20 protein-coding genes and 2 tRNA genes are annotated in these 24,499 nt (G+C 41.4%); 11 read left to right on the top strand and 11 right to left on the bottom strand.

From position 1 onward, the window contains the following. Positions 1-30: 30 nt before the first annotated feature. Positions 31-972, top strand: a complete 942-nt coding sequence (locus ACFSQ3_RS08285) for a zinc dependent phospholipase C family protein (RefSeq protein ID WP_380869070.1) — start codon at positions 31-33, stop codon at positions 970-972. Position 973: 1 nt separating this feature from the next. Here the strand turns inward: ACFSQ3_RS08285 and ACFSQ3_RS08280 are convergent, their stop codons facing one another. Beyond that, on the bottom strand, positions 974-2,872 hold the full coding sequence (locus ACFSQ3_RS08280) for a TonB-dependent receptor plug domain-containing protein (RefSeq protein ID WP_380869069.1): 1,899 nt from the start codon (positions 2,870-2,872) through the stop codon (positions 974-976). 81 nt (positions 2,873-2,953) lie between these two features. Between ACFSQ3_RS08280 and ACFSQ3_RS08275 the strand changes: the two genes are divergently transcribed. The 4 genes from ACFSQ3_RS08275 (at position 2,954) to ACFSQ3_RS08260 (ending at position 7,152) form a co-directional block, all read left to right on the top strand. Then, entirely contained in the window at positions 2,954-4,450 is a 1,497-nt protein-coding gene (locus ACFSQ3_RS08275) for an aminotransferase-like domain-containing protein (RefSeq protein ID WP_380869068.1), read from the top strand. Between the two features lie 105 nt (positions 4,451-4,555). Further along, the gene (locus ACFSQ3_RS08270; protein ID WP_380869067.1) at positions 4,556-5,731 is read left to right on the top strand and encodes an MFS transporter; all 1,176 of its coding nucleotides are present in this window, start codon (positions 4,556-4,558) and stop codon (positions 5,729-5,731) included. A gap of 45 nt (positions 5,732-5,776) precedes the next feature. After that, a complete protein-coding gene (locus tag ACFSQ3_RS08265; protein ID WP_380869066.1) occupies positions 5,777-5,923 on the top strand; it encodes a hypothetical protein in 147 nt (48 codons plus the stop codon). A 50-nt stretch (positions 5,924-5,973) separates the two neighbouring features. After that, complete coding sequence (locus ACFSQ3_RS08260) at positions 5,974-7,152, top strand: cysteine desulfurase family protein (protein ID WP_380869065.1); 1,179 nt, start codon at positions 5,974-5,976, stop codon at positions 7,150-7,152. Positions 7,153-7,164: 12 nt separating this feature from the next. Here ACFSQ3_RS08260 and ACFSQ3_RS08255 read toward each other — a convergent pair whose 3' ends face one another. From ACFSQ3_RS08255 to ACFSQ3_RS08225, 7 genes are all read right to left on the bottom strand, one after another. Further along, positions 7,165-8,139: an exonuclease gene (locus tag ACFSQ3_RS08255; protein WP_380869064.1), complete on the bottom strand. Its 975-nt coding sequence runs from the start codon at positions 8,137-8,139 to the stop codon at positions 7,165-7,167. Then, the gene (gene coaE, locus ACFSQ3_RS08250) at positions 8,132-8,725 is read right to left on the bottom strand and encodes a dephospho-CoA kinase (RefSeq protein ID WP_380869063.1); all 594 of its coding nucleotides are present in this window, start codon (positions 8,723-8,725) and stop codon (positions 8,132-8,134) included. The genes ACFSQ3_RS08255 and coaE overlap by 8 nt, the downstream gene beginning before the upstream one ends. A 1-nt stretch (position 8,726) precedes the next feature. Next, positions 8,727-9,674: a hypothetical protein gene (locus tag ACFSQ3_RS08245; protein ID WP_380869062.1), complete on the bottom strand. Its 948-nt coding sequence runs from the start codon at positions 9,672-9,674 to the stop codon at positions 8,727-8,729. Positions 9,675-9,778: 104 nt separating this feature from the next. Further along, positions 9,779-10,102: a preprotein translocase subunit YajC gene (yajC, locus tag ACFSQ3_RS08240; RefSeq protein ID WP_380869061.1), complete on the bottom strand. Its 324-nt coding sequence runs from the start codon at positions 10,100-10,102 to the stop codon at positions 9,779-9,781. A 38-nt stretch (positions 10,103-10,140) separates the two neighbouring features. Further along, a complete protein-coding gene (locus ACFSQ3_RS08235) occupies positions 10,141-10,578 on the bottom strand; it encodes a DUF1573 domain-containing protein (protein ID WP_380869060.1) in 438 nt (145 codons plus the stop codon). Between the two features lie 18 nt (positions 10,579-10,596). Next, a complete protein-coding gene (gene nusB / locus ACFSQ3_RS08230; RefSeq protein ID WP_380869059.1) occupies positions 10,597-11,547 on the bottom strand; it encodes a transcription antitermination factor NusB in 951 nt (316 codons plus the stop codon). Positions 11,548-11,621: 74 nt separating this feature from the next. Continuing rightward, on the bottom strand, positions 11,622-12,695 hold the full coding sequence (locus tag ACFSQ3_RS08225; protein ID WP_380869058.1) for a Glu/Leu/Phe/Val family dehydrogenase: 1,074 nt from the start codon (positions 12,693-12,695) through the stop codon (positions 11,622-11,624). 152 nt (positions 12,696-12,847) lie between these two features. Here ACFSQ3_RS08225 and ACFSQ3_RS08220 point away from each other — a divergent pair, with 152 nt between their 5' ends. Both ACFSQ3_RS08220 and ACFSQ3_RS08215 read left to right on the top strand, forming a co-directional pair. Next, the gene (locus tag ACFSQ3_RS08220) at positions 12,848-14,629 is read left to right on the top strand and encodes an ABC transporter ATP-binding protein (RefSeq protein WP_380869057.1); all 1,782 of its coding nucleotides are present in this window, start codon (positions 12,848-12,850) and stop codon (positions 14,627-14,629) included. A gap of 78 nt (positions 14,630-14,707) precedes the next feature. Next, positions 14,708-14,781 (top strand) — tRNA-Ala (locus ACFSQ3_RS08215). Positions 14,782-15,639: 858 nt separating this feature from the next. On the opposite strand, the gene ACFSQ3_RS08210 is transcribed toward ACFSQ3_RS08215, so the two are convergent. Next, entirely contained in the window at positions 15,640-17,829 is a 2,190-nt protein-coding gene (locus ACFSQ3_RS08210) for a glutamine synthetase III family protein (RefSeq protein WP_380869056.1), read from the bottom strand. A gap of 181 nt (positions 17,830-18,010) precedes the next feature. Beyond that, complete coding sequence (locus ACFSQ3_RS08205; RefSeq protein ID WP_380869055.1) at positions 18,011-20,857, bottom strand: alpha/beta hydrolase family protein; 2,847 nt, start codon at positions 20,855-20,857, stop codon at positions 18,011-18,013. Positions 20,858-21,049: 192 nt separating this feature from the next. Between ACFSQ3_RS08205 and ACFSQ3_RS08200 the strand changes: the two genes are divergently transcribed. Both ACFSQ3_RS08200 and ACFSQ3_RS08195 read left to right on the top strand, forming a co-directional pair. Then, on the top strand, positions 21,050-21,784 hold the full coding sequence (locus ACFSQ3_RS08200) for an SIMPL domain-containing protein (protein ID WP_380869054.1): 735 nt from the start codon (positions 21,050-21,052) through the stop codon (positions 21,782-21,784). Between the two features lie 22 nt (positions 21,785-21,806). Beyond that, positions 21,807-22,643, top strand: coding sequence for an MBL fold metallo-hydrolase (locus ACFSQ3_RS08195; protein WP_380869053.1), 837 nt, complete (start codon positions 21,807-21,809; stop codon positions 22,641-22,643). Positions 22,644-23,229: 586 nt separating this feature from the next. Here ACFSQ3_RS08195 and ACFSQ3_RS08190 read toward each other — a convergent pair. Continuing rightward, positions 23,230-23,862, bottom strand: a complete 633-nt coding sequence (locus ACFSQ3_RS08190) for a porin family protein (RefSeq protein WP_380869052.1) — start codon at positions 23,860-23,862, stop codon at positions 23,230-23,232. Positions 23,863-24,193: 331 nt separating this feature from the next. Here ACFSQ3_RS08190 and ACFSQ3_RS08185 point away from each other — a divergent pair. Both ACFSQ3_RS08185 and ACFSQ3_RS08180 read left to right on the top strand, forming a co-directional pair. Beyond that, a tRNA-Cys gene (locus ACFSQ3_RS08185) sits at positions 24,194-24,264 on the top strand. Positions 24,265-24,305: 41 nt separating this feature from the next. Continuing rightward, positions 24,306-24,485, top strand: coding sequence for a spore protein (locus ACFSQ3_RS08180; protein WP_380869051.1), 180 nt, complete (start codon positions 24,306-24,308; stop codon positions 24,483-24,485). The last annotated feature ends 14 nt before the right edge of the window (positions 24,486-24,499 follow it).

Here is a 24,499-nt window from a genome sequence, read left to right as displayed (position 1 = left end):
TTGTATCTTTATAACAAACCTTCGTTTGTTATGCGAATATTCCGATTCTGTTTAGGTATCCTCGCGCTTTGCTTTTTCAGCTCTTGGGGATTCTTCGTGCACAAGCTAATTAATCAATCGGCAGTTTTCACATTGCCTAGCGAGTTAGCCGGATTTTTCAAGGTTCATATTGCCACCATTACCGCGAAGGCAATTGATGCCGATAAACGTTGCTATGCCGATACAGCAGAGTCAGTACGACATTATATCGACTTAGACCGTTATGATGATGCCCCGGATTCTATTCCCGTTCATTGGTCAAAAGCAAAAGAAAAATATCAAGAAAGAACGATTATCGCCCGAGGAATTATTCCTTGGCAGATCGAGAAAACATACAGAAAGCTCGTTTCGGCATTCGAGAAAAAAGAAATCAATGCCATCATTCGGCATGCTGCGGATTTAGGACATTACGTTGCTGATGCACACGTACCGTTGCATACCACGAGAAATTATAACGGACAATATTCCAAACAAATTGGCATACACGCGTTTTGGGAAACCCGACTACCGGAAATGTTTTCCAGCAAATATGACCTGTTGGTTGGGCGAGCGAAATACATCGAAGATCCGCTGAGCACCGCATGGGAAATTGTAAAAGAAAGCCATGGATTGGTCGATTCAGTACTATCGGTGGAAAAAAATCTTTCCAAATCGATTCCGGCACATTTGCAAAAGGCATATCTAAGCCGAAATAAGGTAATGAGCTTGCAATTTTCCGATCATTATGCGCACGCATATCACGATGCACTGAATGATATGGTGCAACGTCGACTTCGATCATCCATCCACATGGTGGGATCATTTTGGTTTTCTGCATGGGTTGATGCCGGACAACCATCGCTACGCAATATTGATCCGACATCAACTTATACAATACAGGATACCTTACCTACCCCAACCAACAAAATTTTTGGTAGAGAGGAATGGCATTAATTTATCTCGTTGTGTAACGAATGCCAACTGTTTGCCATCTTCCCGGCATGGGCACCGCTCCTGCTTCAACGTATGTGACGTTCCATAAATTTTGCATATCGGCAAAAATGGTAAAAGCATTCCATTGGTATGCTGCCCGAAGATCGGAAACCACGTAGGACGTTTTGGATGCTCGTTCGATGAAACGATTGGTCGACGAGAAAGTCCAATCCTTAACCGAAAAATGAACGGCATTATTCACCTGATGCTTCAAGTTCTCGATAACATATTTGGAAATTAGGCCATCGGAATTCGACATAATTTCCGGATTTAAATAATTATATCCCAATCGGAATCGAAGCTGCGCATCATTACTAATTTTGTGCGTATAATCCGTTCTAAAATGTAATCCACGCATTCTGTTATGATCTATATTAATCGGTTGATAAGGCACATCGATACTACTTCTTCGCCAATCGATAAATTGTGAAACATTCCGATAGAAATATCCAGCTTGCGCCGTAAAGTTGCCGTATTGATAACGTAAAACCCCTTCCGCCTGCCAAGCATTCTCGGACTCTAATAACGGATTCCCAATGTTTCCCGGTCGCTGATCTAAATAAAGATCATTAAACGTGGGAATACGCTGGCTCGATCCAACATTCGCTGCAATGCGCCAGCGTGGATGAAAATTATACGCCACATCCAAACCCGGAAAAGGTTGCCAACCATATTGCGTATTGTGATTAATATATGTTCCGACATTCAAAATAACATCCTTTATGCGTTCCGTGCGGAATTCAGCGTAGTAGCCTTGATTTTGTCGATTATGGTTACCTAAGTTCGAACTTTCGATACGTTCCCATCGCGCTTCCGCTCCGACACCGATGTCCCCAATATCCGTGCGATAACGCGTGTTAAATTCCGCCGACAAAACATTGCTTTCATGCAAGCTGCGCGCGCGCGACCAATCGTTTCTGAAATACCGATAATCATCGTTGTTATTGCGATAACTGATCCGCGGATTAATTCGCCAACGTGCATTTAGGTCGTGTGCGGAACTTAGCGCCGCGATAAATGTGCGTACTTTCTCTTCGGATTCCACGTCGCCCGGCGCAGCATAAAAACCGTTAGCGCCAAACTCGTTAGCAATGTAGCCAACCATAGTTTGTATTTCATCTTGCTCGCTCAACTGCATTTTGCTTTCGTAGAATGCTTTGAATGCGTCCGTAGCGGTATTGTAACGCTGACCATTGCTAGTTTCTTTGGTCAAATAAAGCTGGTGTTGATGCTTTTCGCGAACAAATTGTCCTCCAAGCTGATGCCCCATTCCATAATAAATCCCAGAACGGCCAGGTTCCTCTTCGACAGATTTTAGCGAAGAGCCTAAATAGCTTTGTGCAAAAATTTCACTTTTCGTCGCCGACCGCGTTACAATATTAATCGATCCAGTCAATCCATTAATTCCGTAAATACGCGAAGTAGGACCGCGAACGACTTCGATTCGCTCAATGGCTTCCAAAGGAATAGGAAGATTTAAACTGTGATGTCCGGTTTGCGGATCGTTCATTTTCATTCCATTTACCAAAACCAATGTCTGCTCAAAACTACCGCCGTCGATTCCAATATCCGCCTGCGCGCCAAACGGCCCGCGCTGTCGCAAATCTACTCCGTTCAAATGCGTCAAAACTTCGTTAAGCGTGCGAACAGGCATCCGACGAATCTCCTCTTGTGTTAGTATTTCGATATTTCGACTGTTTTTATCAAATGGAATTTGCAGCCTATTTTCCTGAATTACCACTTCATTAATCTTTGTGGTGTCGCCTGTACTCGATTGTGCTACAACTTGCTTTAATGGAAAGAAGCCGAACACGGTAATAAGTAAAAATGCTATATGCTGTTTATTTTTTCGATTTGCCATTATTGAATTCTTGCGCTGTATTTTTTATTTCGGCAAATGTAGTATATTGCCGGACCAGCAAACTATGCCACTTTTAAAATAATGAGCAGTCCGGCTTCAATCACGTTATCGAGCTATATTGATTTCGATCGTTCCAGCGATAAACAGCTATATTTGCAAATCGCCGATTGTCTAGCAAATGCTATACAAGGCGGGCGAATACCTAATGGTACTAAGCTACTCGGCTCTCGACAGTTATCCGCCGAACTCGGTGTACACCGCCAAACGGTGGTTGCCGCTTATCAAGAATTGGAAGCACAAGGCTGGATAGAAACTTTTCCGAATCGCGGCTCTTTCGTTGTCGCTCCGCATACGGCAACGTATTCGAAGATTTCTTCGAATACGAGTTCACGAAGCTCCGCTGTTTATGCTCCTCACGCAGGTTTTAATTTTAAACAATCTAATATTCTTGACAATCCTTGGTCAATCAGCACAAGCGCATACTCGTTGGATGATGGTATCCCGGATTTACGCTTAACGCAGATTAAACAATTGTCTCGTTTCTACTCGGCAAATCTTAAGCGGAAAAGCAATCAGAAGAAAATGGAACGCTACAACAGCGAAGGAAGTGAATATTTTAAAGAACAACTCAGCCAATACCTACACTTAACGCGCGGATTACAGATTTCTCCCGAAAATGTTTTAGTGACACGAAGTACCGAAATGAGTTTATATATCATTTCAAAAGTGATGCTTTCAGAAGGTGATATTATTCTTGTTGGATCGTTAAGCTATTTTGCGGTAAACATGGTTTTGCAAGCATCGGGTGCAAGAATCATGACCGTCTCCGTAGATGATAATGGATTGGACACCGATGCCATTCGCAACCTTTGTGAAAAGCACCGAATCCGCATGATCTATGTTACGCCACACCACCATTATCCGACAACAGTTACATGGAGTGCGCAACGACGTTTCGAACTTTTACAGTTAGCTAAACAATTCGGCTTTGCTATTGTGGAAGATGATTATGATTACGAATTCCGTTACGATCGTAAACCCACTCTCCCTATCGCCAGCGCCGACGGCGATGGTATGGTCATTTATATAGGCACATTTGGAAAAACGTTGGCACCCGGCTTTCGAACAGGATTTATCGTCGCGCCAAAGGATCTTATGCTGGAGATGCGGAAATACCTGGGTATTATCGATCGGCAAGGTGATTTGACGATGGAACTTGCATTGGGTGAAATGATTGCAGACGGCGAAATCCAACGGTATGCAAAAAAATCTCTGAAGATCTATGAACAACGCCGAGAGCACATTACCCGATTATTTAGCGAAAAGCTGAACAAATATATCCGATTTACTTCTCCACCGGGTGGTTTAGCTATTTGGACAACGTGGACACCAGAAATTAACCTATCCAAACTTGCGGAAGCATGCGAAAAACATGGCTTACATATTCCGCGACATTTGCTGTATCAACGTCATGATATTTCGGGAATGCGAATCGGGTTTGGGCGGATGAATGAAGAGGAAATGACGACTTGTGTAAACCTATTATTAAAAGGTTTAGCGGATTTGGGATTTCATTAAAATCAAATTGGAATAAGCGGCAAATACCACTACATTTGCTTCCGAATTCAGGATGCCGTGATTCTACCGCGCAACCGACAAGAAGAAATATAGCACACCACTACCATGTTGAAAAAAAGTTTGATATCCCTCGCGTTTGGTTCTTTTGCCATCGGCATGACCGAATTTACGATGATGGGAATTCTACAAGATATAGCGAAGGATCAACAAATTGAAATCCCAACTGCCGCCCACCTGATAGCAATTTACGCGCTCGGTGTTGTGGTCGGTGCCCCTACGTTGGTACTTTTTACCAGTAAATACCAACCGAAGCAAGTACTACTGTTTCTTATGCTATTGTTCGTAATTTTTAATGGACTATTTGCAGTGATGCCAGACTATGATACATTAATGCTTACACGTTTCCTATCTGGATTGCCTCATGGCGCCTTCTTTGGAGTCGGTTCGGTAGTTGCGACGCAATTAGCTACCAAAGGAAAAGAAGCGCAGGCTATATCCATCATGTTTACCGGAATGACGCTGGCCAATTTGTTCGGTGTGCCGATGGGAACCTATTTAGGTCACCATTATTCTTGGCGTTGGACGTATGGAATTATCAGTGTGTGCGGATTAGCAACTATTGCGAGCATCTTCTTTTGGCTACCAAAAATCGCTAACTATCAAGCACAAAACATTTTTAAACAGCTTTCCTACTTTACGAAAAAAGAAGCTTGGATTTTGATTGCCATGATTTCCATCGGTACGGGCGGATTGTTTGCTTGGATGTCTTACATCTCTCCATTAATGACGAAAGTTGCGAAATTGCCAGAAGAGAATGTCAGCTACATTATGGCATTAGTCGGGCTGGGAATGGTTGTGGGCAATTTCATCGGCGGAAAATTATCGGATAGCATTGGTTCCGTTAAGGCTTCCATTGTTTGTTTTTCTGCCATGGCTACTTGCTTGTTCCTGGTATATTTTACCATTCATATCGACGGATTGGCATACATTTTAGCGTTCCTAACGGGAATGATTTCATTTACAATCGGCTCACCAGTTCAGATTAGTTTGATCAATTCGGCACGCGGTGCTGAAACCTTAGCTGCAGCTGGCGGTCAGGCAGCATTCAACTTAGGTAATACGTTGGGTGCATACTTGGGTGGAATTCCGTTAACCTACGGTTTAGCTTACAATTCTCCCCTGCTCGTTGGTATCGGTATGGCTAGTATCGGTGCGCTGATTGCGTTTTATTACAAGCTACTTCGTCAATCCCAAGAGGCGATTGTGGTAGCGGAAGCCTAAAACTTTTTGTTTATGCCCTTGTTATGCTAATAAATCAAAAAGCGTATGAAAAAGGCATTTTTCCGTTTTATTAATAAGATCAATAAAAGCATACTTCCACGCTACAGCAAATTAGATCCCACAAAACTAACCAAGTGGCAACAGGCTGTCGTGGCATTTCGCTATTACGTATTGATTCAATCAAAAGATTAATAATAAGTCGTTCATCCTCCACCAACCGTGGATAAACCTTATTTTTACGCATGGTTTATCTAGATAACAATGCGACCACTCGGTTGGACGATGCCGTTTTACAGGCGATGCTTCCATTTCTAAAAGACGAATACGGCAACGCATCCAGCACGCAACACCGAATGGGCCGAAAAGCAAATGAGGCCATTCAGAAAGCGCGTATACAAATTGCGCAATCCTTATCAGCCAGCGATCCTTCGGAAATATTTTTTACCAGCGGCGCAACGGAAGCCATTAATTGGGCATTGAAAGGTGTGGCTGAAAGATATACTAGTTTAGGAAATCATATTATCACCAGCCAAACCGAGCACCCCGCCGTGTTACAGACCTGCGCCCAACTACAAAAAAGAGGATTTGAGATCACCTACTTGCCCGTCGGCCGAGATGGATTGATAAACTTGGAAGATTTAAAATCCTCAATTGCTGAAAAAACCATTTTGGTATGTCTGATGGCGGCAAACAACGAAACGGGCGTGATCAATCCGATCGCTGACGTAGCTAATATCTGTCAAGAACGAAATGTCCTATTCTTGTGTGATGCAACGCAATATATTGGAAAAACCGACACTGTAAATCTACAAAATATACCTATAGATTTACTTTGCGTGAGCGCGCATAAATTCCATGGCCCCAAAGGAATAGGCGCGCTCTATATTCGCCGAAAACGACAACCCATACAGCTGGAGACTATGATAGCCGGAGGACAACAAGAAAAGGGCTTTCGTGGCGGAACTTATTCTGTACATAACATTGTTGGGATGGGTGAAGCAATTGCACATTCCGCTGAAACGGATTGGCGGAGCATAGCGAATAAACGTGATTATCTAGAGCAAGAATTGGCCGAAAAGTTGAAGCATGTTGCTATAAACGGAGAACAGCACGATCGACTTTGTAACACCAGTAGCATTACCATTAAACACGTTCTTAGTTCGGAATTGATGAGTCAGATTCCGGATATTGCGATTTCATCGGGGTCTGCATGCGCTACCGGCACCCGCGATCCGTCGCACGTTTTGCTAGCAATGGGTCTATCTCCCGATGATGCAAAATGTACCATCCGCATCTCTTTAAGCAAATACACCACGGATGGAGAAATCGAACAAACGATTGAAGCGATCGTTGCGGCCGTGCATAAAATTCGGTCCAACTCACCTACTTGGATGCTTTTTGAAAAAGGTCTTCTGGATTAGTACAGGTCGGAATTAGTCGATCAACAATGAGGAATTCGCTTGATGAATATCTCTCACCAAGATATTACCTTCAAAATGAGTCCTCAATTGAGTTCCATCACCATGAATCGTCCAGATTTCTATTGGTCTTACCTGATCAATATACGTCAATAAATCCGTCCAATCTACGTGATCGGAAATATACAGCGAAAGATCATTATGCTGCTGCAATCGAGCCCAACCTGATGCAAATACCCTCGCTACGTTTGTCGCCCGGAAATAGCTATTGAAAGTCAATGGCGGAACCAAATATACTTTATCTTTCGTCCCTTTCATCGATTTGCGATCATATAACTTGTAGCGTAAAGGTACATCGCCGTACTGTTCATACAACCGATGCGCCATCGCCATTTTATGATGCAACAGCACTTCCCGATCCGGACAAAATGTATTGATCAAATGCGTAATGCGCTGTGATTTACCAAGTGTATAACAGCCTAACAGGATGTTGCTATTTATATCGTTCAGCTTTTGTATTTCCTCCGCAGCATCCGGATGTTGCACTTCAGGATCCGCAAATGTCGTTTCAGTGATCAACACATCGGCTGGAACGACCACAATCGCTTCGCAAGTAGCATCTTCCTGCAATTTGTAATCGCCGGTGTAGAGGTAGCGAACACCATTATATTCCATTAATATTTGTGCTGAACCTAAAATATGTCCAGCAGGAAATAACGTTAACTTTACTGGTCCTATCATCCACGATTCGCCAAAACGTTTTGTTTGATAACCATCTTTCGGATATTTCGAAAAACGATGTTCCATAAAAGCTATTGTAAATGATGTGGCAAACGTAGTTTGATGTCCGGGACTGGCATGGTCGCCATGCGCGTGCGAAACGACAGCCGTTTTTACCGGGTAAAGTGGATCGATGTAGAAATCGCCATAACGGCAATAATACGAGTCGTCTTTTTTTATTAAGAAATCTGCTAAGATGGTGTTATTCATTAGAATGAGTAAGTCGGTGATGAATGGCCATCACTTGTTCGATCAGTGATTGTTCACCGTCATTGATAATAATTGCATCCGCTAATGGCAACTTTTGATCATCCGACCATTGTTTGCTCATACGCGCGCGCACTTGATCTTCGGTAACACCGTCACGTTTCATCACGCGATTTATACGAATGGATTCTTGCGCCGTTACAAGAATGGTAAAATCCAACTTTTTATAGGAACCGCTTTCAAACAACAATGCTGCTTCCTTTAGGGAATAAGCGCTCATTTGTGCCGACGCCCAATCGTCTCCTGCTTTGATTACAGCAGGATGTACAATACTGTTAAGCTGTTTAAGCTTCTTTTCATCGGAGAAAACGACCTCAGAAAGATAGGCGCGGTCGAGCTTGCCGTATTGATCGAACACAGCATCGCCGAATGCTGCTTTCAAAGCATTCCCAACTTCTCTATCTTCCGACATAATAACTTTAGCTTCCCGATCTGCATCATAAATTGGAATGCCTAAAACCGAAAAAATGCGACAAACCAAGCTCTTTCCTGCTCCAATTCCTCCGGTAATGCCAACTTTCAATCCCATATTATAAACGAACAAAGAAATCAATATTTTGCGGTTCGATACTGAGCACTTTGCAATAAGGCGGCACTTTGGTGAGTTGCACGGGCAAACTTGTTGCTCGACCTTTTGCCCAATCTTGCATATCAGCTACCGCCTCAAAATCTCGTGGTGTCCATTTCCCATAATCCAGCAAAGAAACGAGCAAGGTTACTTTCACTTTACTTGGAATGGTGCGCACAGACGTATATGATTCGGTATTTCGTAAACGAATAGGTAGCTCAATTACTTTTTCTGTCATTTCCGCTACCGGAATTAACACTTCGGCAAATGTTGGATAAATAGCAATATTCGTCATATTGTTTCGGTTGAGATAGCTCACCGTTCGTACATCGGAATCCACCAAATTACCTTTAACGCTATCCGTTTCGATATACGTAATTTCGTCTACATCTTCCGCGGGACCCGTAATTGTAACATAGGATGGATTGGTGCGAATTTCACCCGCAATGCCATATTGCTTACGAAATGTTAGCCCGTAAACCGGCTTCACCGGAACGCGCTTTTGCGATTGCTTAGAAAAATCGAAATAGAGTGTATCTGGCGAAACAGAAATAGCCTGTTTCGTCGCCGGAAACTGCTTATTAATAAAATTGATTTGACTGCTTAAAGCGATGAAATTCTTGGTTTTTAATCCACTTAAATCCAGTTCCAGACGGGCGGTATCCGGCGTAAATCGTTTCACCAATACATCCCATCCACTCATTTTAAGATGCACACGAACCAAATCAGATTGCAAGGGATGAAAAGCTTTCTCTTCCGGCAAATTGACATAGCTAATTCGAGCAACTTGCTGAAAATCGTACATGCTAGAAATAGCGAACAGCGCCCAAGCAACAAAGGAAATGATCAAACACCGTAAAAACAGTGTGATCTTTCGCTTTTGATTTTTGGAAATTTTGTTTCCTAGCATATTTACAAATGTAGCATTATGGCATCAAAATACCATGTCATGATATGCAGAAAAGCCACGATTGATGTCGTGGCTTTTTACTTTTATAAGGTTTGATTTAAAAACTAAACCGTCTCTTTCTTTTCTTTTACTTCGTTTAACGCTTTGGAAGCATCCAATGAAACCGCTGATTTATCGAAACGAATCTTTACACCAGAGCCTACGTCAACTAAGAAAGACGTATCGTTTACCTCGACAATACGACCATGAATGCCCGCAGTAGTCACGATTCTTGCGTTCACGCCAAGCTCTTGAATATATTTTTTATGATCCTTTTGCTTTTTCATTTGCGGTCTGATCATGAAGAAATAGAAGACTACAAAAATCAAAATCATTGGAACAAACATTCCCAACCCGCCTTGTGCCTGCAATAAAATTGTTGATAGCATTATTGTTATGTATTAGATTTATAGTTATTTACTTACCTTTAGCTTACTTCACCCTTAAGCTGAATAGTTTGAATATTATTCTTCGCATTCGAAACTACCGTAATGATTTTCTGTTGCTTTCCTGATTGACCGTGACTATCGAAAACTACTTTGATCTGTCCTTCTTTATCCGGCGCAACTGGTGTAGCTGTGTATTCCGGCGTCGTACAACCGCATGACGTAGAAACGCGCGAAACGATGACCGGCTCAGACCCCGTATTCTTGAATGTGAAAACATGTTCTACTGATTCACCATCTTTCACTTGTCCAAAATCAAACACTTCCTCGTCGAAACTAATTTGGCCATTTCCCACTGCCTTAGCAGTTTCTTCCGTAACCGCGTCAGTGGAATCTTTAGATTTCTCTTGAGCATTGTTACATGCCACTATGAATGACAAGCTTAAAACAGCGGAATAAATAAGTGATTTCTGCATCATTACGTATTTTTAGTTTTATTAATCCTGTAGTCCTCGACCTTCTTTACGGATTCGGCCTTTTTGCTTCAATTCCGCCAAGATCTTGTCTAAGATACCGTTTATAAATGTACTACTTTTTGCCGTACTGTAATCTTTTGAGATTTCGATGTATTCGTTCATCGTTACTTTAACAGGAATCGTTGGGAAATTTAACAATTCCGCAATCGCCATCTGCATCAACAAATTGTCCATCAATGCAATACGATCTGATTCCCAGTTCTTCGTTTTGTCAGCAATTAGAACGCCATACTCGCTTTGGTTACGAATTACTTTCGACAACAATTCTAACACATAATCCTGATCTTCTACCCAACTCGGTGTTAGATCAGCTAATTTGTTTTTGTTAGGATCTTCGAAAGAGAAATTCTTAAATGTTTTAGCGACCATTGCTTTCAACACTTCTTTATCTACTGACCAATCTATAAAACGTGCTTCTAGAGACTGTTCAATATCCGGTGTTTTCAAAATTATCTTTTTGAAAACGTATTTGATGATATCTTTTTCTTTCGCAATCGAACGGTCTTCATCGTGCAAATAAGCTTCGTAAGCATCAGAAGCTTTCAATTGAGCATACACCGAACGAACAATTTCCGGATCGAAACTCCAATCTACTTTATACTTCTTTACTTTCTCGACGTACTCCCGATTTTGGCGTAAACTTTCGATAAAGGCATTGCTATTTAATTTTGTGGAAGAGAAAAACTTATCCTTATCCGAAGGAATCCATTTTTTTGATCTTTCTTCGGAATCGATAACCACATATTCTGCTACCTCATCCAGTAGATTCAGTGTCCAGATGTACATGTGATCCACTTCTTCGATGCTGCGAAATAGTGCGCGCTCGAAATCCTTGATGTTTTTATCTTCTGTCAAATGATAGGCATAAAGCGCCTGCATAACCTTTACGCGAAGATGTCTTCTGTTTAGCATGTTTTAAAAGAACGAATTTGTATATAAGAACGAATAATAAATGTATTACTAATAATAAGTCTGCTCGTGCCGACTTATTTTAACTTACGAAGGTCAAAGATACGCTTTTCTGCCAATTGTTTCGCAGCTTCGTATGTTGAGACATTATCTTCATTTGCTTTTTGAATCACGTGGCGTGTCGCGGTGTAAATGTGACGGATCAAATGTTCGGTGCGCTCCGCTCCATATCCTTCCAACTCCGAATAGCAGCTAATCAACGCACCGGCATTAATTAAGAAATCTGGCGTGTAAAGGATGTTGTGTTCTTTTAACAAACCGATCGTGCGCTCTTCTTCTTTCAATTGATTATTTGCCGATCCGGCAATTACTTTACAACGCATACGCGGTACCGAATCCGGATTTACCGTTCCTCCCAAAGCACATGGTGCATACACATCAATATCATGTTCGAAACTGGTAGAATACGTTAATGGCTCCGCTTTGTATTTTGCAGCAATCTTCATCATGCGCTCCTCCGTCATATCAGTAACATAAACGCGTGCATTTTCTCCACGTAATAGCGAAACCAAATGCTCGCCAACCGCACCAACACCTTCTACCGCAATCTTGCGTCCGGCTAAATTATCATCGCCGTAAAGCTCTTTGATCGCCGCCTTGATCCCATAAAAAACACCTTTTGCAGCAAAAACCGTTGTATCACCCGCACCTTTTAGCGAAGCAGGAAGTCCAGCCACATAATTTGTCTCTGCATGAATATGCTCCAAATCCAGTTGAGAGGTACCCACATCCGTAGAAGCAATGAAATTTCCATTCAAACCTTCTACAAAACGTCCGAAACGACGCATCAACACTTCAGATTTCTCCGTACGATGATTTCCTAAAATAATCGCGCTTCCACCGCCCAAATTCAATCCTGCCAAAGATGCTTTGTACGTAATGGCTTTCGACAAACGAAGCGCATCTTCGATGGCATCATCAATGGATACGTAAGGCAACATACGCACGCCACCGATCGCAGGACCAAGCGTGGTATCGTGGATCGCAACAATGGCCTTTAAGCCGACTTCAGAATCCTGACAAAAAAATAAGTTTTGATGATCAGATGCTTGCATCAGATCGAATAGAGAATGGCCTTGTTGCTGACTCATAACGGGTGTTTAATAGAATTAACTCCGCAAAATTAGAAATAATAATTCACGTGGAGAATTTTATTATCGCAAATGCAAATGGCAAAAATGTGACAGCTGAGCAACGAAATTAAGCAGTTCATATCGCGGATATTTGCGTACTTTTGTGGCACATGAAAGAGCTTTCCTATCTCAATAAATTCTTCATAAAATATCGTTGGCAAGTTATTCCCGGCGTGCTTTTCGTAATCATTTCCAACTATTTCGGCATCCTTCCGGCACGCGTCATTCGTGAAGCGTTCGATTTGGTTAAGGAGAACATCGATTTGTATCGTTTGTATGACGGATTTGATCGACAAGAGGTGATTTACAAGGTATTCGGCAGTAGTTTATTATTTTTTGGTATCGTTGTCCTTGTTTTAGCATTGCTTCGCGGAGTATTTCTTTTCTTGATGCGTCAGACGCTAATATTGACATCCCGAAGAATTGAATACGATATAAAAAACGAAATTTACGAGCATTATCAAGCGTTGGATTTTGGATTTTACAGAAGAAACAATACGGGAGATTTGATGAATCGGGTGACAGAAGATGTCAATCAGGTTCGTAATTATTTAGGGCCGGCGATCATGTATGCGATTAATACGATTGTATTATCCATTATGATTATTTATGCGATGTACAGCGTGAATGCCACTTTAGCGACCTATTCCCTACTTCCAATCCCAATCCTTGCAGCCGTTATTCTTTTTGTCAATAAAGTAATCAACCGACGAAGCACACGCATTCAGGCGCAACTGTCGAAATTGTCCTCCTTCGTGCAGGAAACCTTTTCAGGCATTCGCGTGATCAAAACGTATACCCGCGAAAATCACAAAATGGATGAATTTGTTAACGAAAGTAACTACTACAAAGACCGCACGTTAGATTTGGTTCGCGTTCAAGCGGTATTCTTTCCATTGATTATTTTCTTGATCGGATTCAGTACGATTATCACGGTTTATGTGGGCGGTTTAGAATTGAGCAAAGGAACCATTACCGCAGGAAATATAGCGGAATTTATCATTTATGTCAACCAATTGACTTTTCCGGCGATGTCGTTAGCTTGGGTAACATCGCTGATCCAACGCGCCGCAGCATCTCAAAAACGTATCAACGAGTTCTTGAAGACGCAATCGGACATTCCTAACGGCTATGCCGATCAAACGTTGAACGGACAGATTCGCATAGAAAATCTTTCGTACACGTACGAATCAACAGGAATTACGGCTTTGAAAAATATCAATTTGGATATTGCTCCGGGAACTACCGTTGCTTTAATCGGACGAACTGGATCGGGAAAAACGACATTGGCCAATATGTTGCTTCGAATGTTTGACACGGATAATGGAAACATTCGGTACGACGGCGTGGATATTCGTGATTTGCAAACCGCAAGCTTACGTAGCCAAATTGGATTTGTGCCGCAACAAGTATTTTTGTTTTCAGATACCATCGCCAGAAATATTGCTTTCGGACTGGATACGCTTGATCAGGAGAAAGTGGAGCAAGCGGCGCGCGATGCGGCAGTTTACGATAACATTATTCGTTTTGATGATGGGTTCGAAACATTCATTGGTGAGCGCGGAGTGACGCTGTCGGGCGGACAAAAGCAACGTTTGTCAATCGCTCGAGCATTAGTAAAAGATCCTAAGATTTTAATTTTCGATGACTGCCTATCTGCTGTCGACACGAAAACGGAAGAAGAAATTCTTCATAATCTATCGCGCATTATGGATGGCAAAACTTGTATTTTCATCGCGCATCGTATTTCCACGATTAAAAATGCAGATCTTATCTTAGTGATGGATCAAGGTGAAATTGTGGAGCGAGGCACACATGAGGAGCTCCTTTCACAACAAGGCGAATATGCAAACTTGTACGAAATGCAATTGTTGGAAAATGCAGAGCAATAACCACTTTTAAAATATTGTAAACTTGTGGTTTGATATTATAAGCGAAATAGTATATTTGCGTGCAAATCAAACCAAAACGGGGGTTTAGCTCAGCTGGCTAGAGCGTTTGGCTGGCAGCCAAAAGGTCATCGGTTCGACTCCGATAATCTCCACAAGAAAGCGACCTATTAGTCGCTTTTTTTATTTACTTTAGGGTAGACAGAACTATCAACCAAGATATATAGAGCTAAATTCTATAACCATGGATCGACGCACAAGACCATTATCCGATAACATACCTTCTGATGCTGGCAAAGCATTTAGATTTACAATTCTACTCAATGCAATCGCCATAGCGTTATTGGTTTTTACCACAATAGTCACTTACGCAGATGTGGAAGGTTTCTTACTTAACATGGCGCAGTTCGTTCACGAATTGTTTTTTATTCCAACCTTAATACTTATTATATTTTCGCTGTTTTTGGCGGTTTTTCAACTTTTCAGGAAGGCCGTTAGTATTAAATCAATAGCTTTGCTCCTAGTCTTAATTGCAGTTACTGTGGCAATTATCATTTTTAGATAACTCGGCTCTCTATAGCGCGGATTGTTCGGATAACGCTTTTGGCATACAACATGTCGGTTGTTTATGACTTATAAGCTTCCTAAAATATTTTTCATTTTTTAAGTATTTCTATTTGCATATATGCTCGATAGAATATACATTTGTAATGTTGTTTATATTTAATCTAAATAAATATTATAAACAACTTCTAAGTACATTATCTCTTCTCAATACAAATGTCGCAGTCTCCCAAGCTGCGGCATTTTTTATTTAAAGTTCTTTCTATTTATTTGCGTCTATAAGATCTATTGTTGCCCTTGCTCTTTATAAATAACCTGTCGTTGTTCATCGCATTCATAATGCTTCTTTAAACCAACTCACGTACTACTGTCGACTAAACAATAAAAAAAGCCACTCGCTTTCGCAAGTGGCTTCCGGATAATAGCAGGTTAGTTAGTAATGCTATCTATTAGTTGATGAACAAAAGTTCACGCAATTTTGGCAATGGCCATTTATTATCGTCAACGATTTTCTCCAATTTATTCACATGGTAACGGATTTCATCGAAGTAAGGTTTAACGATTTCGTCGTAAGCGATAGCGCGTTCACGAATATCTTCGATTTCGTTTGCTTTCTTACGCTCCTGACGCATCGCTTCTGATTTCTCCAAAGCAATGTTGATGTGCGAAGAAATACGCTCAATGAAGTTACGTTGCGAGCTGTAAGCTTGCTCGGATAAACCGATTTCTTTTAATCCTTTTACGTTTTCGATCAATTGATTTTGGTATTCGAAACAAGCTGGCGCGATTAAGCTGTTTGTAAGCTCAGTGATCACACGTGCTTCGATTTGCAATTTCTTGTAGAAGTTCTCCAACAAGATTTCGTGTCTCGCTTCCGACTCGCGTTTAGAATAGATACCCAATTTCTCGAACAATGCCAACGATTCTTCCGATACGTAAACATCCAACGCTTTCGGCGTAGATTTAACGTTAGATAGACCGCGAGCTTCGGCTTCTTGCGCCCACTCATCGCTATAACCATTTCCTTCGAAACGAATTGCTCTTGATTCTTTGATATATCTACGAACCACGTTTAGCAACGCTAGATCTTTCTTCGTTCCTTTTTTGATTTGCTTATCTACCTCGATTTTGAATTCGATCAATTGATTAGCAACAATTGCATTCAAAATAGTCATTGGCAATGCTGAATTCGCCGATGAACCTACTGCGCGGAACTCAAATTTGTTTCCTGTGAAAGCGAATGGAGATGTACGGTTACGATCCGTATTATCCAATTTCAAATCTGGAATTTTAGGAATACCGTGCCACAAGTTCGTCTCATTCTTAACTCTTTTCGCTACGCGTGCAGATTCCACTTCATCCAAAATCTCATCCAATTGAGATCCTAAAAAGATAGAAATAATTGCCGGCGGCGCTTCGTTAGCTCCCAAACGGTGATCGTTGGAATGACTAGCGATAGAAGCTCTCAACAAATCTGCATGCGCAGAAACAGCTTTCACTGTGTTTACGAAGAATGTTAAGAACATCAAGTTATTTTTAGGCGTTTTGCCCGGTGCTAACAAGTTCACACCTGTATTTGTAATCAATGACCAGTTATTGTGTTTACCGGAACCGTTGATACCGCTATAAGGTTTTTCGTGCAACAATACTTTGAAGTGATGACGACGAGCAACTTGCTCCATCAGGTTCATCAACAATTGGTTGTGATCGATCGCTAAGTTGATTTCCTCAAACATTGGCGCACATTCGAATTGCGTTGGAGCAACTTCGTTGTGACGTGTTTTCAAAGGAATACCCAATTTCAACGCTTCGTTTTCCAAATCTACCATAAATGCTAGAACGCGCTCAGGAATAGCCCCGAAATAGTGGTCGTCCAATTGTTGTCCTTTTGCAGCCATGTGACCAAACAAAGTACGGCCAGTCAATTGCAAATCCGGACGTGCGTTGAACAAAGATAAATCCACCAAGAAATATTCCTGCTCGATACCCAAAGAAGCCGTTACTTTACTTACGGATTTATCGAAGAATTGCGCTACTTCAGTCGCTGCTTTATCTACCGCGGAAACCGCTTTCAATAAAGGTGCTTTGTAATCTAAAGATTCACCTGTGTATGAAACGAAAACCGTAGGAATACATAAGGTTTTGCCACCGCCAGTTTCGAATAAGAACGCTGGAGAAGATGGATCCCAAGCGGTATAACCACGCGCTTCGAAGGTATTGCGGATACCACCATTCGGGAAAGAAGATGCATCCGGCTCTTGTTGTACCAAAGCATCAGCTGTAAATTTTTCGATCGCTAATCCATTATTATCCGGCTCAAAGAAAGCATCGTGTTTTTCTGCAGTTGATCCGGTTAATGGTTGAAACCAGTGCGTATAGTGCGAAGCGCCATTTGCTAAGGCCCAAGATTTCATTGCTTGAGCGATATGCTCTGCTAAATCGTGAGAAATGCGCTTACCGCCTTCGATAGCGTCCTTTAGCTCTACGAAAGTAGGCTTCGGCAGGTAGTCCCGCATTTTATCTACTGTAAAAACACTTTTACCATAAATTGCTATGGCCTTTTTTGATTCTGCATATCCTTCGTGGCTTATTTCTCTTGAACCAGCCGAATTAACAGATTGAAACCGTAAAAATGACATATTTTTTGAAAGTTAATTTTATAATAATTTCCGTCACCTTAAGAAATCAGGTAGATCGCACATTATTTACATTGTAAATATGACGCTTTTTAAGATCAAAAGCAAAAACATACAAGATTTTTGATAAAAAAATAGGAGGAATTCTCATTCCTCCTATTTTTAATGACCATTCATATCGTTTTTAAACTTCCAATCCCCACTGAATTCCTTTATGAATTGCTGGAACGCCGGTCTTTATCCAAACGGCAGCTGGCTTTCCTTTCAGGTAATGGTCAAAAAACTGCACTTCGCGACGCTGAATGTCTTTCCGATTTTGCCTTTGAATCAAATTGTGATCATCGCCGTTGTAGTTTAATAACCAAACAGGCTTTTGCAGACGACGAAGCGCCGTAAACATTTCAATTCCTTGGTACCAAGGCACGGCTCCATCTTGATCATTGTGCATAATTACCACTGGCGTGGTTACGCGATCCAAGAAAAACAAAGGCGAATTTTCAATATACAAATCGCGTGCTTCCCAAAGGTTTTGCCCAATACGACTTTGCGTGTTCTCATATTGGAATTGGCGCGACATACCCGATCCCCAACGAATACCGCCGTACGCAGAGGTCATGTTTACAACGGGCGCTCCTGTCCACGCAGCTGCGTACATATCGGTTCTCGTAATCAAATGCGCAACTTGATAGCCACCCCAGCTTTGACCTTGAATGCCCATCTTCGTGGAATCTACCCAACTGTTTGTGCGCGCTAAATGACGCATACCGGAGTTGATAAATTCTTCCGCAGCCTGACCCGGATGTCCTGTTTCATATTCAATATCCGGCGCAAAAACCAAATAACCGTTGCTTACGAAATAAGGAATATTTAAACGTGAAGGCGTTGGTGCTGGTGCTTGATATGAATACAATCCGTCCGAAAGTTTCTCGTAGAAATACGCGATTATCGGATATTTTTTATTCGGATCGAAATCTTCCGGCTTGTATAAAATTCCTTCCGCAGCATGGCCTTTTGGCGTTGTCCATTCTACTAACTCCGCTGTTCCCCAATTATAGGTTGCTTGTTGCGGATTGATATCCGTCAAACGCATTTCTTGGTTCATTGCAATGGAATTCACATATAAATCTGGCGAATGCATGTAATCTTCTTTGGTATAAATCACACGATCTGCTTTTTCATCCGCCATCAAACGACGAAACGTATTTTTCGCCATCAATACCGGACGTGGATTGCGAATTCGCTTTCCTGCATCCAAAATATACATGCCATTTTCTTTCGTCACTTCGTTGAACGCATTCAGATACTGCGCTTTACCAAGATCAACATAATTCGTCCTGAAACGCGGATGGTCCTGGCGATCCAGATTGGCTAAACGTAAGGATATTTTGTTCTCACGACCGTAACCATTCGTGATTGTCGACGGCGCTTTTCCATCTAAAGGAAATGCCCAAACATCATAGCGATCGTAAACGTATGCGGTCTTTCCATCTTCCGACCAACCCGCTACACCATAAGATCCCGGCAACATAGGCATATCATTTTCTTCGTCTACGAAAGAAGCCTCAATAGATTGATTCAAATGTTTTTTATCGCCCGTATTTAAATCTAAACTGTACCAGCCAGCCGATTTACGATCAAAATAAACCGCGTGCGTCGCTTTCGGAGAAAGATAAACTTGTCCATCCAATGTCGGAATGATCAACTCATTCTTCCCGCTTTTTGTCGAAACTTTATACACTTTCGATGAAGTGCCCAAATCCCATTGCGATTGAATACGATTGCCAAAATCCGTAGTTACCAAAACCCATTCTTCATTTCCCAAATCGGTTCGGATCATACGGTTGAATGTTTCGTCGCTGAGTGGAATAACATTTGCGGAATTCTCTGGATAAATTACGGCTGAAAAGCTTCTCGCTTGATCGCGTTTTAGGTTCACTAACTGCTGAGGTTGCAAATAATCGTCCTTCCAATGCCAAATATCCAACTTAGCATGTTCAAATTCCACTAGAGCAGTGTCTTTTACCAACGGAATTGGCGCTAAACCTAAGTACAATTTATTGCCGTCGGCGCTGAAATCCAAAGATGCATCGCCACTCACCCACCAATCTTTCGGCATGCCGGAAGATCCGCGTTGCGCCAAAATTTGCGCAGTATCCTGACGATCTGTGTAATAATAAAGCTTGTATTCCTTCGACAATGTTTTATCATCGCCTTTGAACGCAACGAAGCTTAATTGCGCATTATCATCTGAATAATTAAATGATTTGTAAGAACCTTTGCCATTGCTAATTTTCTTTATCGATTTATCTTTCAACGAATACAAATAAAGTCCAGCTTCTTTCGATGTACTGTCCTTATCTTCGCCTTTCTTTGTCATCAAAAGCTGTTGTTCATCATCGCGCCAAAAATAGTCATCAACACCTTCAAAATTCGTGGTATCCCCAGTTGGCAAATGCAAAAGGTGTAATACTGTTTTTGTTTTGCCCTTCCCTTTAGCAGAAGTTTTGTTTGCTAAAGAAGTAGAATCCTTCGCGATCGTCAAGCTATCTTTTGTTTCCGAAAGCTTATTTTCGGCGATAAATGCGACGTATTCTTTGCTATTTCTCGCAAGCTTGTATGATTTAACGTTTGCAAACTTTCTTGGTTGGTTCTTATCTTTCAGACCAAACACCAACAAAGAATCTTTCGGCATATCATCCGCTTTCTTCTTTTTAATTTTTGCTTGGCGAACATCCGCGAACATAGGTTTGATGCCTGCTACGAAAAATTGATCATTGGTAGTCAATGTCCCACGATCGCCGCGCGGAACGCGCAATAGCAAATTATTTTTCTGATCTTTCAACTCAAGAACAGCATCGCCCTCTTGCGGCACAATTGTGTAATGCAGGAAATTTCCTGATTTGCTGATGTTGGATGATCCGATACTTTTCCAATTATCGTACACATCGTGATCCAAAGGTGGCTTTTGCGCAAATGCTTGTACACTTAAAAAAGTGCCTAGCGTTGCGCAGAGAATACTCCAATTATTCATATTAAGTAGTTTGTTTTTTCGTGGCCATATGGAATATCCAGATCACTTTCGTGGATGATTGTTTTCTTGCAATCATGGACATTCCATACTAGGTGCGTTATTGCTCGTTTGTGAAGTCCAATATTAGCATTTTTTACTTATCTTGCCTAAGCTTTACGTGCAACAAATTTGGCACAATCTAAACCGCACACTATGAAAAACTCCAACATAGTTATCAGCTTAATTGCCGCTTTCGCCATTATTTCCTTCGCTTGGATATTCGGATCGGCTTATAAATTCAAATACAACAACAGCAATACCATCAACGTTACAGGCAATGCGAAGAAGGATTTCGAGTCTGATATTGTAAAATGGTCTGCTTCCTTTAGTCGCAAATCGATGGATTTAAGTAGCGCTTCCGAACAACTTAGAAAAGATCGCGATTTGGTAAAAAACTTTTTGGTACAACGCGGTATTCAAGAAAAAGAAATTCTTTTTAATGCGGTAAATATTAATCGCGAATTCAACTATAATCGCGACAGCGATGGCAATAGTTATAATACATTTACGGGATACAACCTTTCGCAACAGGTCAGCATCGAATCGAAAGATTTGGACAAAGTGGATAATGCTTCCCGCGAAATATCCGGACTGATATCTCAAGGCGTAGAATTGAGTTCCAATGCGCCGAGTTACTATTTTTCAGGTTTGGAGGATCTGAAATTAGAGTTGATTTCTCAAGCTTCAGAAAACGCAAAATTGCGCGCTAATAACATTGCTACCGAATCCGGTTCCTCACTAGGTAATTTAGTAAAAGCAGATTTGGGTATTTTTCAAATTACCGGACAGAACGATAACGAAGAATATTCTTACGGAGGTGCTTTCAACACAACGTCGAGAAGCAAAACAGCAAATATCACGGTCAAGACAAGTTATTTAGCACGATAACTACCAACAAAAATAACATTTCATGAATTTATACACCATTGATACCGGCTTTTTCAAATTGGACGGCGGCGCCATGTTTGGCGTTGTACCGAAATCGATTTGGTCGAGAACAAATCCGCCTGACGAAAAAAATTTGTGCACTTGGGCAACAAGGTTGCTACTTATTGAAGACGGTGATCGACTAACATTGGTGGATACATCATTAGGTGATAAGCAAGACGCTAAATTCTTCGGACATTACGATTTGCATGGCGATGATACATTAGATTCATCTTTAGCCAAACATGGTTTTCATCGCGACGATATTACGGATGTAATTTTAACGCATTTGCATTTTGATCATTGTGGTGGAGCAATCAAGCGCGAAGGCGAAAAGCTTGTTCCGGCCTTTAAGAATGCGCAATTCTGGTCGAACGAAAAGCATTGGAATTGGGCAACCGTTGATCCTAATCCCAGAGAAAAAGCTTCCTTTTTGGTGGAAAACATCAAACCTATTCAAGAATCCGGACAGCTTCGATTTTTACAAGAAAACGCAGCTTATGGCGACAAAATTGATATGCGTTATGCTTACGGACATACCGAAGCAATGATGCTTCCGCAGATACAGTATAAGGACAAAACATTGCTCTATATGGCTGATTTGCTTCCTTCCGTCGGCCACATTCCGATTGCGTACGTGATGAGCTACGACGTTCGCCCATTAGTTACTATGCAGGAAAGAAAAGATTACTGGCAGGAGATTGTCGATAATGAGTACATCTGCTATTTGGAGCACGACCCAATTTACGAATGTTGTACGCTTCAACTTACGGAGAAAGGCATTCGGGTAAACGAAACGTTTAAATTGAGTGAGATCTAAGATTTAGAGTACATCAGCTTCTTAATGACGAGATTGCGGAGTTAGCCCTCCTTCCCTGCTGCCGTCATCGCGAGGCGACGAAGCGATCTCCTTCAACATCCGAACTATACACGAGAAGATTACTTCAGCCGCGTACCTCAGCTTCTTAATGACGAGATTGTGGGGTTAGCCTTCCTTCCCTTCTGTCGTCATCGCGAGGCGACGAAGCGATCTTATTCAATCAAATAACACTTCGCGAAGATTACTTCAGCCTCGTGCCTCGGCTTCGTAATGACGAGGTTATGGAGTTAGCCCTCAGCCCTCCTTCCGTGCCGTCATCGCGAGGGAACGAAGCGATCTTCTTCAACATCCGAACTATACATCGCGAAGATTACTTCAGCCTCGTACCTCTGCTTCGTAATGACGAGATTGTGGGGTTAGCCTTCTTTCCCTTCTATCGTCATCGCGAGGCGACGAAGCGATCTTATTTAACAACCGAACTACCAGCTTCGTAACTACGAACCGTTTTACAAAATAGAAAAAGCGGGCTAAAGCCCGCTTTTTATCGCATAATTAATAATATCAAATAGAAATTCTTTACGAATGACTAGAATTGGAAACCAACTCCGAATGACCATACACGGTTAGCGTAAGTTGTGTTGTTGCTTACAGGATTCAAATTTGTCAACCCTAATCCGTAACCAGCATTCAGTAATAAACCTCCATTAAAACGGTAACCAGCCAAGAAGTTTACACCTGCGTCAATACGGTTCATGTCTTTATTATCGCCAGAAAAGCTTAGATCTCTTTCGTTCTCAAATCCCGCTGTATTAGCCAAGTCTCCTTTGATTTTATCTTTTCCACTCAAATTCATTCCTACGTACGGACCCGCTCCAAGAAAAACGCTTCCTGAATATCCTGTTGGAATATAATACACTGCGTTAACAGGAATTTCCAATGACATGGTGTTACGCGTATAACTTCCTGATGCATTTTCGAAGTTTGAGTCGAATTTCGTACCCTTACCTTGCAAAGATAAACCTGGCTGAATTGAGAAATTCGGCGCTACTGGTAAATCTGCATAACCAGTTACATGAAACGATGTATTGTTAGATTGATTTTCTCCAAGGTTTGAAATCTTACCTAAGTTAACGCCACCGCGCAATCCGTAAGAAACTTGTGCTTGTGCTGCTCCTGCTAGTAGCATAGCTACTCCAAATGATAGTAAAACTTTTTTCATCACTATAATCTTTAAGTTTTAAATAATAGCTGTTGTTGTTTTCAACGTCAGCAATGTTTGACTCTCATTAATCAAAGTTCAGACCAAAATCGACATAGCAGCTAAAATCAAACGGTAATAAAAAGATATTCAATCTATTATTTTTAAAGTTGGAACCTCATCAACTGTGGATTGTAGCTTATGCAAATTCAATTTCCATTACCGTCAGAACAACTTATCATAGAATAATAAAGCTTAAAAATCAGGCCTTTTCGCTTTAATTGCATTTGAAGGCAAAAAAAACTTTATAATGTCAAACCAAAATTATATTTTTGCAAGCCGAAAGGGTTATGGTCGGATGGCCGAGTGGCTAGGCTCAGGTCTGCAAAACCTGCTACAGCGGTTCGAATCCGCTTCCGACCTCGTACTTAAAAACAAAAAAGTAAAAAATTAAATTTAGCACAATGGGAGTTACTCGTTTAAAAAGAAAAGATAGAAGAAACAAAACTGTTTCTCGTGTTGAAGTTCAGTTTTTGAAACTAGGTCGTAACATCGAGTTAGGTTCTAAAAGCAAAATGTCTGACAAAGATCAGATTTCTTTGAACAACGCTATTCTAGATCAATTATCTGCTAGCGCAAAATAAGTTTCGACACGAAA

The sequence above is a fragment of the Sphingobacterium corticis genome (genome assembly GCF_042684745.1).
GTDB lineage: Bacteria > Bacteroidota > Bacteroidia > Sphingobacteriales > Sphingobacteriaceae > Sphingobacterium > Sphingobacterium corticis.
This window is presented reverse-complemented; position numbering and strand designations above follow the sequence as displayed.